We start from the raw sequence: 13,696 nt of genomic DNA on the forward strand, positions 1-13,696 counted from the left end.
ACAGCCGCCGGAACTCCACCCCCCACCGCCGCTACGGCACTCCAATCAGAAGGAACCCTCATGAGCACCACTGAAACCGCCCGCGGTCCGCTGGACGGCTACCTCGTCGTCGACCTCAGCCGCGCCCTGGCCGGCCCCCACGCCGGCATGATGCTCGCCGACCTGGGCGCGCGCGTCATCAAGGTCGAAACCCCCGGCACCGGCGACGACACCCGCAGCTGGGGTCCGCCGTTTGTCGGGCCCGACGACGACCAGCAGGCCACGTACTTCCTGTCCTGCAACCGGAACAAGGAATCGATCAGCCTCGACCTGAAGTCCGACGACGGCGTGGAGGTGCTCCGCGACCTGGTCCGGCGGGCCGATGTCCTGGTGGAGAATTTCCGTCCCGGCGTCCTGGACCGGCTGGGTTTCTCGCCGGAACGGCTGCATGAACTCAACCCCCGGCTGGTGATCCTGTCCATCAGCGGATTTGGCCATGACGGCCCCGAAGCCACCCGCAGCGGTTACGACCAGATTGTCCAGGGAGAGGCCGGCCTGATGTCGCTGACCGGTTCCGGCCCCGAGGACCCCCAGCGCGTCGGCGTGCCCATCGCCGACCTGCTCTCCGGCATGTACGGCGCGTTCGGCCTGCTGGCCGCACTGCTCGAACGCGAGCGCACCGGAAAGGGCCAGGTGGTCCGCACCTCGCTGCTGGCCGCCGTCGTCGGCGTCCATGCCTTCCAGGGCACCCGGCACACCGTCGCCGGCGAGGTGCCCGCAGCACAGGGCAACCACCATCCCTCCATCGCCCCCTACGGCCTCTTCTCCTGCCGCGGCGGCAAGGTCCAGATCAGCGTGGGCAGCGAGAAACTGTGGGAGACCTTTGCGGCGACCTTCGGCATCGACACGTCACGTCCCGAGTTTGCCGGCAACGCGCAGCGGGTCCGCAACCGGAACGCCGTGATCGCCGCGGTCGAGGAGGCCTTCGCGGAGTTCGACGCCGAACCCCTCCTGGAAAAGCTGCGCGCCGCAGGCATCCCCGCCGGCAAGGTGCGCACGCTCGACGAGGTCTACGAGTGGGAGCAGGTCCATTCGCAGGGACTGGTGGTCGACGTCGATCATCCCGTCCTGGGCAAGATCGCCCTGCCCGGCCCTCCCCTGCGGTTCTTCTCCGCCGCCGAAGGCACTGAGACCACCAACCGCGAGCACCAGGCCCCGCCGCTGCTCAACCAGCACGGCAGCGACATCCGCAGCTGGCTGGCCGGCAGCCAGGCGCCCGTGGCCGACAAGGCACCCGCGACCGACCAGGCGCCGACGGCCGATAAGGGAGTGGAAGCGTGAGCGTGCAGGCGAAGCCGCGGCGGCTGAACGCCCGCGGACTGCTGGATCTTGTGGTGGATCCGGGATCGTTCCGCTCCTGGGACGAGCCGGTGGCCTACACCGGTCACAGCGACGCCTACGAGGCCGACCTGGCTGCCGCGCGGGAGAAGACCGGAGAAGATGAATCGGTACTGACCGGTGAAGGACTGGTCCGGGGCCGCCGCGTCGCCCTGGTCGTCTGCGAGTTTGGCTTTCTGGGCGGGTCCATCGGCGTTGCCGCCGCAGACCGGCTGACCGACGCCGTCGAACGCGCCACCCGGGAAGGCCTGCCCCTGCTCGCCGGGCCGGCTTCCGGCGGCACCCGGATGCAGGAAGGCACCCTCGCCTTCCTGTCCATGGTCAAGATCACGGCAGCGCTGCGCCGCCACAAGGAGGCGGGGCTGCCGTACCTGGTGTACCTGCGCCATCCCACCACGGGAGGCGTCATGGCGTCCTGGGGCTCGCTGGGCCACATCACGGTTGCTGAGCCCGGAGCCCTGCTGGGCTTCCTCGGACCGCGCGTTTACCAGTCGCTGTACGGGGAAGCCTTCCCGGAAGGCGTCCAGACGGCGGAGAACCTGCAGGCCCGCGGGCTGGTGGACGCCGTCCTGCGCCCGGAGGAGCTCGCCGAGACCGTTCACCGCGCCCTCTCCATGCTGCTCCCGGGCCCGGTCCTGCCGGTAACCGAACCCGACTCCCTGAACAGTGCACCGGCAGCAGTGCCGGCCTGGGAATCCATCACCATTTCCCGCAACCGGCACCGGCCCGGTGTCCGCCAGCTCCTGCATTTCGGCGCCTCCGACGTCCTGCCCCTGAACGGCACCGGGCAGGGCGAGAAGGATCCGGGCCTGCTGCTGGCGCTGGCGCGCTTCGGGCAGACCGCATGCGTGGTGCTGGGCCAGGACCGGCAGCGCGGATCGGAACAGCCCGCGCTGGGTCCGGCGTCCCTCCGGGAGGCGCGCCGGGGCATGCGGCTGGCCGAAGAACTGAACCTTCCCCTGTTGACGGTGATCGACACCGCCGGCGCAGCACTGTCCAAGGAAGCGGAGGAAGGCGGCCTGGCCGGTGAGATTGCCCGCAGCCTGAATGACCTGGTCGGCCTGAGCTGCCCCACGGTCTCGGTCCTGCTCGGTCAGGGTGCCGGCGGCGGCGCGCTGGCCCTGCTGCCGGCCGACCGCACCATCGCTGCGCAGCACGCCTGGCTCTCCTCGCTGCCGCCCGAGGGCGCAAGCGCCATTGTCTATCGGGACACACTCCACGGTGCGGAAATGGCCGAGGCGCAGGGCGTGACGGTGTCCGCGCTGGCAGCCCACGGCATCGTGGACCACATCGTTCCCGAAGAGCCCGACGCCGCCGCCGAAGCACCGGATTTCTGCCGCCGCATGGCCAAAGCGGTGGAATACGAGCTGGCGTCGCTTCGGACGGAGCCCGCCGCCGAACGGCTGACACAGCGGACCGAGCGGTTCCGCAAACTCGGATCGGTGGGCTGATCCCATACCCCGAGTTGTAGCCTTCACACAAAATGGTGCTTGATCCGCCGACACCGTAAACTCGCTTTATGCCAGTGACTCGCAGCACAGCCTCGCCCCAACCCGGGATGCGTGCCGATCCGGCGGATCCCACCACCGTGGAGCGGCTCAAAGCCAACATCGGAAAGCTCTCCACCGCCACGCTCAAGCAGCTGGACGTGTCACTGCCCTGGTATCGGGGCCTGCGCCCCGATGAACGCTCGGCCCTGGGCATGGTCGCCCAAAAAGGCATCGCCTCGTTCGTGAACTGGTACGAGCGTCCGGCCTCCCCCGCCTGGGTCCTCAGCGATGTCTTCGGCACCGCACCCACCGAACTCACCCGGTCGATCAGCCTGCAGAAGGCGCTGCAGCTGATCCGGGTGGTGGTGCAGGTGGTGGAGGACCGCGTTCCCGAGCTCGCCGACGACGACGTCCAGGGGCAGCTGCGCATCGCCGTCCTGCGCTATTCCCGGGAGGTGGCATTCGCGGCTGCCGATGTCTACGCCCGCGCCGCGGAAACCCGCGGGGCCTGGGACACGCGGCTGGAAGCCCTGGTGGTGGATGCCATTCTGCGCGGTGAGAGTTCGGACGCCCTGCGCTCCCGCATCGCCGCCGTCGGCTGGACCTCCACGGCCCGGATCACCGTAATGGTGGGCAGCTCGCCGTCGGACACCAATGCCTCCTTCGTCAACGAACTGCGCCGCGCCACGGCACGGCTCACCGAGGACGCCCTGGTGGGAATCCAGGGCGAACGGCTCATCCTGGTGCTCGGCGGCTTGGAGGACACCCCCGGCTCCTACGCCCGGCTTGCCGAACTTTTCGGCCCCGGTCCCGTCGTTTACGGCCCGCCCGCCGAGTCCCTGGTCGACGCCGGACCGTCGGCGCAGGCGGCGTTCGCCGGACTCACCGCGGCCCGCGCCTGGCCGGCGGCACCGCGCCCGGTAGCCGCCGACGACCTCTGGCCCGAGCGGGTCATGTCCGGCGACGACAGCGCCCGCCAGGCCCTTGTGCGGAGCATCTACCGGCCGCTGCTCGGCGCCTCCAACGGCCTGGCGGAAACCCTTTCCGCTTACCTGTCGCTCGGGCATTCCCTGGAGGCAACGGCCCGGGAACTCTTTGTCCATGCCAACACGGTCCGCTACCGGCTGCGCCGGGTCTGCGACGTGACCGGCTGGGACCCGATGCTGCCGCGCGAGGCCTTCGTGCTGCAGACCGCCCTCGTGGTGGGCCGCCTGGCGCCGCCCGGAAAAGCGGTCCCGGAGCGCCCGGCCACCCGCTCCTGAGCGGGTTGCATCCATCACCTTCCCTTGTAGACTTCCTACAACTGCTCACACAGAGCTTGGTCTACGCAAACACCCGGTATCTTCCCGACTCTTTGGAAAGCTTGATACGTGCTCGCTATTGTCTGCCCCGGCCAGGGGTCCCAAACGCCAGGTTTCCTTTCTCCGTGGCTGGAATTGCCCGGTGTCCGGGAACATCTCGAAGCCTTGAGCTCCCTCGCAGGTCTGGACCTGATCGCCCACGGCACGGTCTCCGACGAGGAGACCATCAAGGACACGGCAGTGGCCCAGCCGCTGATTGTGGCCGCCGGGCTGATGGCCGCACGGCTGCTGCTGCAGCCGCAGGCGCTGACCGCCTCCACCGTCGTCGCCGGCCACTCCGTCGGGGAAATCACCGCCTCGGCCCTGGCGGGTGCGCTCACCGAAGCCGACGCCCTCATGTTTGTCCGCGAACGCGCCAACGCCATGGCCCGCGCCGCAGCTGACACGCCCACCGGCATGAGCGCCGTTCTGGGCGGCGATCCGGACGAGGTGGCGGCCGCGCTTGCCGCCGCCGGTCTCACGGCAGCAAACGCGAACGGCGGCGGACAGACAGTCGCCGCGGGAACCCTGGAGCAGCTCGCCGCCTTCGCCGCCGCCCCTCCCGCCAAGGCCCGCGTGATTCCGCTGAAGGTAGCAGGCGCCTTCCACACCGCGCACATGGCACCGGCCGTGAGCGTCCTGGAAGCCCTCCGCCCGCAGCTGCGCCCGGCCGCCCCGCGCCCCACTTTGCTTTCGAACTACGACGGCGCCGCCGTCGTCTCCGGCGAAGCCAACCTCGACAGCCTGATCAGCCAGGTCTCCCGGCCCGTGCGCTGGGACCTGTGCATGGAGTCCATGGCCGCCATGGGAGTCACCGGAATGCTGGAACTGCCTCCGGCCGGCACCCTCACCGGCCTGGCCCGCCGCGGACTCAAGGGCCTGCCCACCCTGGCCCTGAAGTCCCCCGAAGACCTCGACGCCGCGCGGGAGTTCATCACCGAACACTCCTCCACGTCCGCCGCAGCAACAGCAGCAACCACCATTGGAGAAGGTAACGCGTGAGCACGCCCACCCTGAAGCAGTCCCCCGTCCACCAGTTCAGCCGCGTCCACGGCATCGGCGCCTTCCGCCCGGACGTCATCGTGAGCAACGAAGATGTCTGCCAGTGGATCGACTCCTCTGATGAGTGGATCCGCCAGCGCACCGGCATCGTCACCCGGCACCGCGCCGACAAGGGCACATCAGTGGTGGACATGGCCGAGGCCGCCGGCCGCGACGCCCTGCAGAGCGCCGGAATCGAGGGCTCCCGGCTGGGCGCCGTCATCGTTTCCACCGTCACGCATCCCTTCGCCACGCCGTCAGCGGCCGCCGAGATCGCGCACCGGCTCGGTGCCTCCCCCGCTCCGGCCTACGACGTGTCCGCCGCCTGCGCGGGCTACTGCTACGGAGTCGCCCAGGCGGATGCCCTGGTCCGCTCCGGCGCCGCCGAGTACGTGCTGGTGATCGGCGTGGAGAAGCTCTCCGACTTCATCGACAACACGGAGCGCACCATCTCGTTCCTGCTCGGTGACGGCGCCGGCGCCGTCGTCGTCGGGCCCTCCGACGCGGCCGGAATCGGCCCCTCCGTCTGGGGCTCGGACGGCAGCAAGTCCAGCACCATCGGCATGACCCATTCCATGCTGGACATCCGCGAACTGTCGCTGGCCGCGGAAACCGACGGCACCGAGGTCGGCGTGTCGGACGTCGCCGCCCGCGACGGCAAGCTGTGGCCGACCCTGCGCCAGGACGGCCAGAGCGTCTTCCGCTGGGCTGTCTGGGAAATGGCGAAGGTCGCCCAGCGCGCGCTGGACGCCGCCGGCGTCACCGCCGAGGACCTTGGCGCGTTTGTACCGCATCAGGCGAACATGCGCATCATCGACGAAATGGCCAAGCAGCTGAAACTGCCCGAGTCCGTCATCATTGCCCGTGACATCGCCGACGCCGGCAACACCTCAGCGGCCTCCATTCCCCTGGCCACGCACCGGCTGCTGAAGGAAAACCCCGAGCTCAGCGGCAAGCTCTCCCTCCAGATCGGCTTCGGCGCAGGCCTGGTCTTCGGCGCACAGGTTATCGTTCTTCCGTAACCTGTCCGTCCCCCAACACCCCACCGTTCCGCGGTTGGACAACCCACGCCGGCTCCTGCCGGCGTCACGAGAAAAAGGAGCCAACATGGCTAGCAACGAAGAAATCCTGGCCGGCCTCGCCGAGATCGTCAACGAGGAAACCGGTCTGGCCCCCGAGTCCGTCGAGCTGGACAAGTCCTTCACCGATGACCTGGACATCGACTCCATCTCCATGATGACCATCGTCGTCAACTCCGAAGAGAAGTTCGGCGTACGCATCCCGGACGAAGAGGTCAAGAACCTGAAGACCGTCGGCGACGCCGTGGACTTCATTTCCAAAGCCCAGGCGTAATCCGCCGGCGGCCGCTGCCCTCGCCGGCGGCGGCCGCCGCGTCAGCGCAGTTTTGCAGTTCCCGCACCACCAACGTCTTCGAGAGAGTGAATCATGGCCCGCAAAGTAGTCATCACCGGTTTGGGTGCCACAACGCCCATCGGCGGAGATGTTCCCACCATGTGGAAGAACGCGCTCAAGGGTGTCGCCGGCGCCCGCACCCTCGAGGACGAGTGGGTGGAAAAGTACAGCCTTCCCGTCACTTTCGCCGCACGCGTCACCACGCCGGCCACCGACGTCCTCTCCCGCGTTGAAGCCAAGCGCATGGATCCCTCCACTCAGTTTGCCGTCGTGGCCGCCCGCGAGGCGTGGGCCGACTCGGGCATCGAAGACGTCGACCATGACCGGCTCGGCGTCTCCTTTGCCACCGGCATCGGCGGCGTCTGGACCCTTCTGGATGCCTGGGACACCCTGCGCGAAAAAGGCCCCCGCCGCGTCCTGCCCATGACCGTTCCCATGCTGATGCCCAACGGCCCCGCCGCCGCCGTCAGCCTGGACCTGGGCGCCCGCGCCGGCGCCCACACCCCGGTGTCCGCGTGCGCCTCCGGCACCGAAGCACTGCACCAGGGACTGGAGCTGATCCGCTCCGGCAAGGCCGACGTCGTCGTCTGCGGCGGTGCCGAAGCCGCCATCCACCCCATGCCGATGGCCGCGTTTGCCTCCATGCAGGCGCTGTCCAAGCGCAACGACGATCCGGAACGCGCCTCGCGTCCCTACGACAAGGACCGCGACGGCTTCGTGATGGGTGAAGGTGCCGGCGCGCTGGTGCTGGAATCCGAGGAGCACGCGCTGGCCCGCGGTGCGCGGATTTACGCCGAGCTGGCCGGGACCGCAGTCACCGCCGACGCGTACCACATCACAGCACCCGACCCCGAGGGGCTGGGCGCCACCCGCGCGCTGAAGGCCGCCCTGGCTGACTCCGGCGCGCAGGCCGAGGACGTGGTGCATGTGAACGCACATGCCACCTCCACCCCTGTCGGTGACCGCCCCGAGTATGCAGCGTTGAAGGCCGCACTGGGCGCCCACGTGGACAACGTTGCGGTGTCGGCAACCAAGTCCCAGACCGGTCACCTGCTGGGCGCTTCCGGCGCCGTGGAAGCCGTGATGGCAGCCATGGCCGTGTCCGACCGTCAGGCTCCGGCCACCATCAACCTGGATAACCAGGATCCGGAAATCCCGCTCGACGTCGTGACGTCCGCCCGGGCCCTGCCCGGCGGGGACATCGTGGTCCTGAGTAACTCCTTCGGTTTCGGCGGGCACAACGCCGTCATCGCCCTGCGCAGCTACTAGGCACCACCAGCGCCAACAACAGCAGCGGCCGTTTCCCGAGGGAATCGGCCGCTGCTGTTATTAACCAGCTATGGTTTGTTTGCTTGTTGCGTGGGCTGCCCCGGCTAGTGGTCTGGCCGGCTGGTGTTCTGCCCGGCTATCCGACCTGGTGCAGCCAGCGGACGTTGGCGCCGTCGCCCGCGTACCGGAAAGGCTCCAGCTCGTCATCCCAGGCCTCCCCCAGCGCAAGGGAAAGCTCGTGGTAGACCGCCGAGGGATCCCCCGCGCCGTTTTCGTAGGCGTACCGGATCCGGTCCTCGGAGACCATGATGTTGCCGTGCACGTCGGTGGCGGCATGGAAAATGCCCAGCTCGGGCGTGTGGCACCACCGGCTCCCGTCAGATCCCGGGCTCTGGTCTTCAGTGACTTCGTAACGAAGGTGCGCCCAGCCGCGCAGGGCCGAGGCCAAGAGCGACCCGGTGCCCTGCGGCCCCGTCCATTCCAGCTCGGTGCGCAGCATGCCCGGGGCAGCGGGCTGAGGGGTCCACTTTAGATCCGTTCGCTTTTCCACGACGGATCCAATGGCCCACTCAATGTGCGGGCACAACGCAGACGGGGCGGAGTGTATGAATAACACGCCGTGGGCCATCACAACAGACATTCCATCCTCCATAGCTGTAGGTACGTCTTCCCCAACGACCTTCAGACCATGTTGAAATGCTCGTGCTGCCTGGTTAATTCAGGACCAGCCTGAAATCACCGCAAACTGCGCTTAGGTTTTTTCTGTGTCTTCCAATTCTTTTAAAGACCCTCATCCGGTGCGGACTTAGCCTTATTGTGCCGCAAGTTTCTGGAATGCGCCAATAATCCTTTCCGGGTGTACCGGCACGGAACACGGCACCGGTATCCGGCCGTCCGGGGCACCGGGCGGGGCACCGGTATCCGGCCGTCCGGGGCACCGGGCGGGGCACCGGCGGGCTCAGGCCCGGGGGTGCGCCTGCTGGTAGCTTGCCCGGAGCCGATCCACAGATACATGGGTGTAGAGCTGGGTGGTTGCCAGTGAGGAATGGCCCAGAATCTCCTGCACCGCCCGCAGGTCAGCACCGCCGTCGAGCAGGTGCGTGGCGGCTGAGTGCCGCAGCGCGTGGGGCCCCGTAGCCCCCGTATCACCCAGGGCCTCAAAGAGTCCGGCCACCACGGAGCGGACCTGCCGCTGGTCCACTCTGCGGCCGCGCTGCCCCAGAAACAGCGCGGGGCCGCTGTCGGCTCCGGCCAGAGCGGGCCTGCCGCGGCGCAGCCAGTCATCGACGGCCGCGGCCGCGGGCTGCCCATAGGGAACAGTGCGTTCCTTGTTGCCCTTGCCGATCACAGTCAGCGTGCGCCGGTCTGGGTTTAGGTCGTCGATGTCCAGACCGGTCAGTTCGCCCACCCGGATGCCGGTGGCATAGAGCAGTTCGACGATGGCCCGGTCCCGGACCGCCAGCGGTCCGCCGTCGACGGCTGCGTCGGCCAGAGCAGTGAACAGCTCGCCGATCTGCCCCGCGCGCAGCACCGCCGGCAGGGTCCGCTCCCGCTTCGGTGCCCGCAGCCGCAGGGCCGGGTCAGTGTCGAGGAGCTCCTCGCGCAGCGCCCACCCGGTAAAGCTGCGGGCGGTAGCGGCCCGGCGGGCCAGTGTTGAGCGTGCTTGGCCGGCCGCACTGAGTTCCCCGAGCCAGCCGCGCAGGATTTCGAGATCTATCCCGGCCAGCGTCCGCACTCCCCCGGCGAGCGCATAGGTCAGCAACTTGGCAACGTCCCCTTCGTAGGCTCGCACTGTGTGCTCGGAACGGCCGCGTTCACTGGTCAGGTAGCGGCTGAACCCGCGCAGGGCCCGGCTGAACTCCGCCGGCCATCCCCCGGCTTCCCCTGTGTCCGTGGGCTCACTGTCGCTCGAAGGTTTCACCCCTTTACTGTCCTCGCATCACGGCGCGACCTCAAGCAGGCACACCGGCGGTGCCGGCGCAATGCACGCGCAGGACGGCGGTGGCCTCGGATGATTCGTGGTCCAGCAGGAAACGCTTCGAGCCGATGCCGGCGGAGTACCCGGTCAGCGCACCCCGGGATCCGACCACCCGATGCGTGGGAATGACGATGTTCAGCGGATTGCGGGACAACGCTGCTCCGACACCGCGTGCCTTTGCGGCATCGCCGAGCCGTATGGCCAGCTCCTTGTAGCTGCAGGTCTGGCCGTACGGAATTGCCGACACCTCGGCCCAAACCCGGCGTTGGAAGTCCGTCCCGCGGGTGTCGAGATCCAGGTCGAAGCAGCAGCGGTGCCCGGCGAAATACTGCTCGAGCTGGCGTTCGACTTCCTCGAAGCCGTCTTCGACGATCCGGCCCAGCCCGTGATCGGCGGCCGGATCGGGAACCCCGGGGAAGACAGCCCGCAGGGCACCCTCGTCGGAGGCCAGGGTGAGGACACCCAGCGGCGTTACGACACTCTTATGGATGCGCATTGTGGTTCCTTTCGTGGATGTGCGGTGGAGCAATGGGTTCTTGGTGCTTTGGGTTCTTGGTGCTTTGGGTTCTTGGTGCTTTGTTGGATTTGCTTGGGGCTTTGCCCGGCGACGGCGACGGCTCATTGGCGGCTCCGTCGCCACGTCTCCGGCCCGTCGCGGACGGCAAGGTCTTCCAGTTCCAGCCGTGCCAGGCCGGCGCGGACCGCCGGAACCGACAGCCCGGCCACCGACGCAAGCTTGTCGACCGGTGATCCGCTGCGCAGCGGCAAAGCATCAAGGAGGAGGATGTCTTCGATCGTGAGCCCGTCATGCACCGCTCCGGGTTCGCCACGCTCCACTTCGGCGGAGGCTGCAGCCGATCCGATGGGACTGCCCAGTTCAACGACCTCGGCTGCGTCTGTCACGCAGACGGCGTTGCCGTCTCGAAGCAGCCGGTGGCAGCCTGCCGAGTTTGCCGAGTACACGGACCCCGGCACCGCACCGACCTCCCGGCCCAGGGCTGCGGCGTGGTGGGCAGTGTTCAGTGCCCCGGAGCGCCAGCGGGCCTCAACCACCACCGTCACGGCGCCGAGCGCTGCGATGATCCTGTTCCGCTGCAGGAACCTCCAGCGGGTGGGGGCGGATCCCGGCGGCACCTCGGACAGCAGGAGTCCGCGACGGGCCACCTCCCGCAGCAGGTCCTCGTTCCCTGCCGGGTAGTAGCGGTCCGCACCGCAGGCCATAACGGCAACAGTGGGCATCCCCGCCGTTCCTCCGGTGGCCAACGCCGCGCGGTGGGCCTGGGCGTCGATGCCGTAGGCGCCTCCGGACACCACGGTCCATCCCCGCGTCACCAGCCCTGCCGCAAGATCTCCTGCCACTGAGGCTCCGTACCCCGTGCTGTCGCGGGAGCCCACGACGGCCGCCGTCCGGCGAAGCACGGGCATTCCAAGGCTCAGATCGCCCCGCACCCACAGGCACAGAGGCATGCCCAACCCCAGGTCGCGCAGGGCTTCCGGCCACCGCGGGTCCTCGGGAATGAGCAGTTCACCCCCCAGACGGCCGATGGTCGCCAAATCGCGGTCCGGCGCCAGGTCAGGAACTCTCGGCGCCCACCGGCTCAGGGCCTCGGGCAGACTGCTGCCCCGCCCCGGGATGCCTGCTGCGGCCAGCTCCTCAGCAACTTCCCGGCGCAGCTCTTTCCCGGCGGGCAGCGTTCCCGTCGCCACCCGCACCGCATCTGCCGGCCCCGCTGCCGCCACGAGAGCCAACCCAACGTTGTCCGATGGCTCGAATAACCGGGACAACGCGGCCCGGCTGCGAAGCAATGCCGTCCGGTCCCCGCTCATGCCAGCGCTCCCTGCTGCCGGAACCCCAGCGCCTGCCCGACGTCGTCAGCACCCGGCGTGTCATGCCCGGCAAGGTCGGCGACGCTCCACGCGACCCGCAGCACCCTGTCATAACCGCGTGCCGTCAGCGTCTGGCGGTCCATGGCGCGGTCCAGTGAGGAGGTGGCCTTCGGCGACGGCCGGAGGGCACCGCGGAGCAGGTTTCCGGCCACCTCGGCATTGGTTTCATAGCCCCAGCCCTTCAACCGCTCGTGCTGGATGCTCCGGGCGGCGGCGACCCGGCCGGCGATGGCGGCGCTTTGTTCGGCGCCGCCATCGCCGGCCAACTCGCGAAGGGACACGCGCTGAACGGTCAGCTGCAAATCCACCCGGTCCAGCAGCGGGCCGGAGAGCCGGCTGAAATAGCGTCGGCGCTGCTGCGGAGTGCAGGTGCAGTCAATGCCCTTTCCGGAGGCCAGGCCGCAGGGGCAGGGGTTGGCTGCCAGCACCAGTTGGAACCGCGCCGGATAGCTGGCGGTCCCGGCAGCGCGGTGCAGCTCGAGTTTGCCGCTCTCCAGCGGCTGTCGCAGCGCATCCAGCACGCGCCGGTCGTACTCCGGAGCTTCATCAAGGAACAGCACACCGCGGTGGGCCCGGGACGCCGCACCCGGACGGGCAATGCCCGAGCCTCCGCCGATGATCGCCGCCGACGACGCGGTGTGATGCGGGCTTTCAAAGGGCGGGCGCCGCAACAGCTGGGAACACGGCCGGCCGCCCCAGACCAGTGAGTGGATCGCGGTGACCTCCATGGCATGGGTGTCCGGAAGGTCCGGAAGCAGGCTGGGGAGGCGCTCGGCCAGCATGGTCTTTCCCGCTCCGGGCGGGCCGGTCATCAGGAGGTGGTGGGCGCCGGCGGCAGCAACCTCCACCGCGAATCGGGCCTCCGATTGGCCGGCAATGTCCGACATGTCGCGGAGCGGAACGGTCACGCCCGTCCCGTCGTCGAGGCTTCCTTCCGGGGTTTCGTCGGGAACCTGCGGCGGAAAGGACAGCCGGCCGGGATCGGCACCGAGAAAGGCTGCCACTTCCGCCAGTGACTCGAACCCGGTCACTTCGGCTCCGGGGACGAGGGCAGCCTCGGCGGCGTTGGCTGCCGCCACCGTGATTTCCGGATAGCCGGCGTCCACGGCCGCCATGACTGCGGGCAGGATGCCGCGCACCGGCCGCAGCCGTCCGTCCAGACCAAGTTCGGCGATGAAAACGCGGCGGCCGCTGCAGCGGATGTCTCCGGCGGCGGCAAGCGCGGCCGTGACGATGGCCAGGTCGAATCCCGACCCGCGCTTGTGTACGTCCGCCGGCATCAGGTTGACGGTGATCCTCCGGCGGCTCAGCGGCAGGCCGGCATTCTTGGCTGCCGATCGAACCCGGTCCTTCGCTTCGGTGAGGGAAGCATCAGGCAATCCCAGAAGAACGAAGGAGGGAAGCGTCTGACCGATGTCGGCCTCGACTTCCACCATCCGGCCGTCCAAGCCGACCAGACCCACACCATAGGTTCGTCCCAGCGTCACGGCGCCACCTCGCGCAGATGCTCGATCACAGGTGCGCCCACGCCGTCGTCGACCACCGATACGGCGTCCACCCTGAACGCTGCAAAGCGCCGGTCCTGGGCCTTCCGCCACCTGCTGGCCAGGAGGTAGAGACGGGCAAGCTTGGCCGGCGTGATGGCTTCGAGAGGATGGCCGTAATTCAGCGAGGAACGCGTTTTGACCTCCACGATGACCAGCGTCCCGTTGTCGATTCCCACGAGGTCGATCTCTCCGTCGGGGCAGCGCCAGTTGCGGTCGATGACCTCTATGCCGGCCGCGGTCAGGTAGCCCGCCGCGAGGTCCTCGCCGTGTCGTCCCAAGGTGTCTTTGGCTCTCATGGCTCCACCCTGCTCCTCCGGGCCGGGCGGCACGTTGCTTCTGCCGCAGGATGTGGAT

The 13,696-nt window shown here is 68.8% G+C and carries 13 protein-coding genes; 7 read left to right on the forward strand and 6 right to left on the reverse strand.

The window, feature by feature from the left end:
- Positions 1–60: 60 nt before the first annotated feature.
- The 7 genes from QNO08_RS11460 (at position 61) to fabF (ending at position 7,930) form a co-directional block, all read left to right on the forward strand.
- Positions 61–1,320, forward strand: a complete 1,260-nt coding sequence (locus QNO08_RS11460) for a CaiB/BaiF CoA transferase family protein (protein WP_229965374.1) — start codon at positions 61–63, stop codon at positions 1,318–1,320.
- Positions 1,317–2,828, forward strand: coding sequence for a carboxyl transferase domain-containing protein (locus QNO08_RS11465; protein ID WP_229965373.1), 1,512 nt, complete (start codon positions 1,317–1,319; stop codon positions 2,826–2,828). Before QNO08_RS11460 ends, QNO08_RS11465 begins: the two co-directional genes overlap by 4 nt.
- A gap of 107 nt (positions 2,829–2,935) precedes the next feature.
- Positions 2,936–4,129, forward strand: a complete 1,194-nt coding sequence (locus tag QNO08_RS11470; RefSeq protein WP_229965765.1) for a PucR family transcriptional regulator — start codon at positions 2,936–2,938, stop codon at positions 4,127–4,129.
- Positions 4,130–4,237: 108 nt separating this feature from the next.
- On the forward strand, positions 4,238–5,209 hold the full coding sequence (locus tag QNO08_RS11475) for an ACP S-malonyltransferase (RefSeq protein ID WP_229965372.1): 972 nt from the start codon (positions 4,238–4,240) through the stop codon (positions 5,207–5,209).
- A complete protein-coding gene (locus QNO08_RS11480; protein ID WP_229965371.1) occupies positions 5,206–6,270 on the forward strand; it encodes a beta-ketoacyl-ACP synthase III in 1,065 nt (354 codons plus the stop codon). The genes QNO08_RS11475 and QNO08_RS11480 overlap by 4 nt, the downstream gene beginning before the upstream one ends.
- 85 nt (positions 6,271–6,355) lie before the next feature.
- Positions 6,356–6,601 carry an acyl carrier protein gene (locus tag QNO08_RS11485; protein WP_152217833.1) on the forward strand — a complete coding sequence of 82 codons (246 nt, stop codon included), beginning with the start codon at positions 6,356–6,358 and terminating at the stop codon, positions 6,599–6,601.
- 93 nt (positions 6,602–6,694) lie between these two features.
- Positions 6,695–7,930, forward strand: coding sequence for a beta-ketoacyl-ACP synthase II (fabF, locus tag QNO08_RS11490; protein ID WP_229965370.1), 1,236 nt, complete (start codon positions 6,695–6,697; stop codon positions 7,928–7,930).
- A gap of 136 nt (positions 7,931–8,066) precedes the next feature.
- On the opposite strand, the gene QNO08_RS11495 is transcribed toward fabF, so the two are convergent.
- The 6 genes from QNO08_RS11495 to QNO08_RS11520 all read right to left on the reverse strand — a co-directional run bounded on the left by QNO08_RS11495 (position 8,067) and on the right by QNO08_RS11520 (position 13,638).
- Positions 8,067–8,570 (reverse strand): DUF3145 domain-containing protein, encoded by a 504-nt coding sequence (locus tag QNO08_RS11495; RefSeq protein ID WP_229965369.1) that lies wholly within the window; start codon positions 8,568–8,570, stop codon positions 8,067–8,069.
- A gap of 318 nt (positions 8,571–8,888) precedes the next feature.
- Positions 8,889–9,776 (reverse strand): tyrosine recombinase XerC, encoded by an 888-nt coding sequence (locus QNO08_RS11500; RefSeq protein WP_229965764.1) that lies wholly within the window; start codon positions 9,774–9,776, stop codon positions 8,889–8,891.
- A 106-nt stretch (positions 9,777–9,882) separates the two neighbouring features.
- Entirely contained in the window at positions 9,883–10,404 is a 522-nt protein-coding gene (locus tag QNO08_RS11505) for a methylated-DNA--[protein]-cysteine S-methyltransferase (protein WP_229965368.1), read from the reverse strand.
- 122 nt (positions 10,405–10,526) lie between these two features.
- Positions 10,527–11,735, reverse strand: coding sequence for a DNA-processing protein DprA (gene dprA, locus QNO08_RS11510; protein ID WP_229965367.1), 1,209 nt, complete (start codon positions 11,733–11,735; stop codon positions 10,527–10,529).
- Entirely contained in the window at positions 11,732–13,282 is a 1,551-nt protein-coding gene (locus QNO08_RS11515; protein ID WP_284155594.1) for a YifB family Mg chelatase-like AAA ATPase, read from the reverse strand. Before QNO08_RS11515 ends, dprA begins: the two co-directional genes overlap by 4 nt.
- Positions 13,279–13,638: a YraN family protein gene (locus tag QNO08_RS11520; RefSeq protein WP_229965362.1), complete on the reverse strand. Its 360-nt coding sequence runs from the start codon at positions 13,636–13,638 to the stop codon at positions 13,279–13,281. Before QNO08_RS11520 ends, QNO08_RS11515 begins: the two co-directional genes overlap by 4 nt.
- Positions 13,639–13,696: the final 58 nt, after the last annotated feature.

This window comes from Arthrobacter sp. zg-Y820 (assembly GCF_030142155.1).
GTDB lineage: Bacteria > Actinomycetota > Actinomycetes > Actinomycetales > Micrococcaceae > Arthrobacter_B.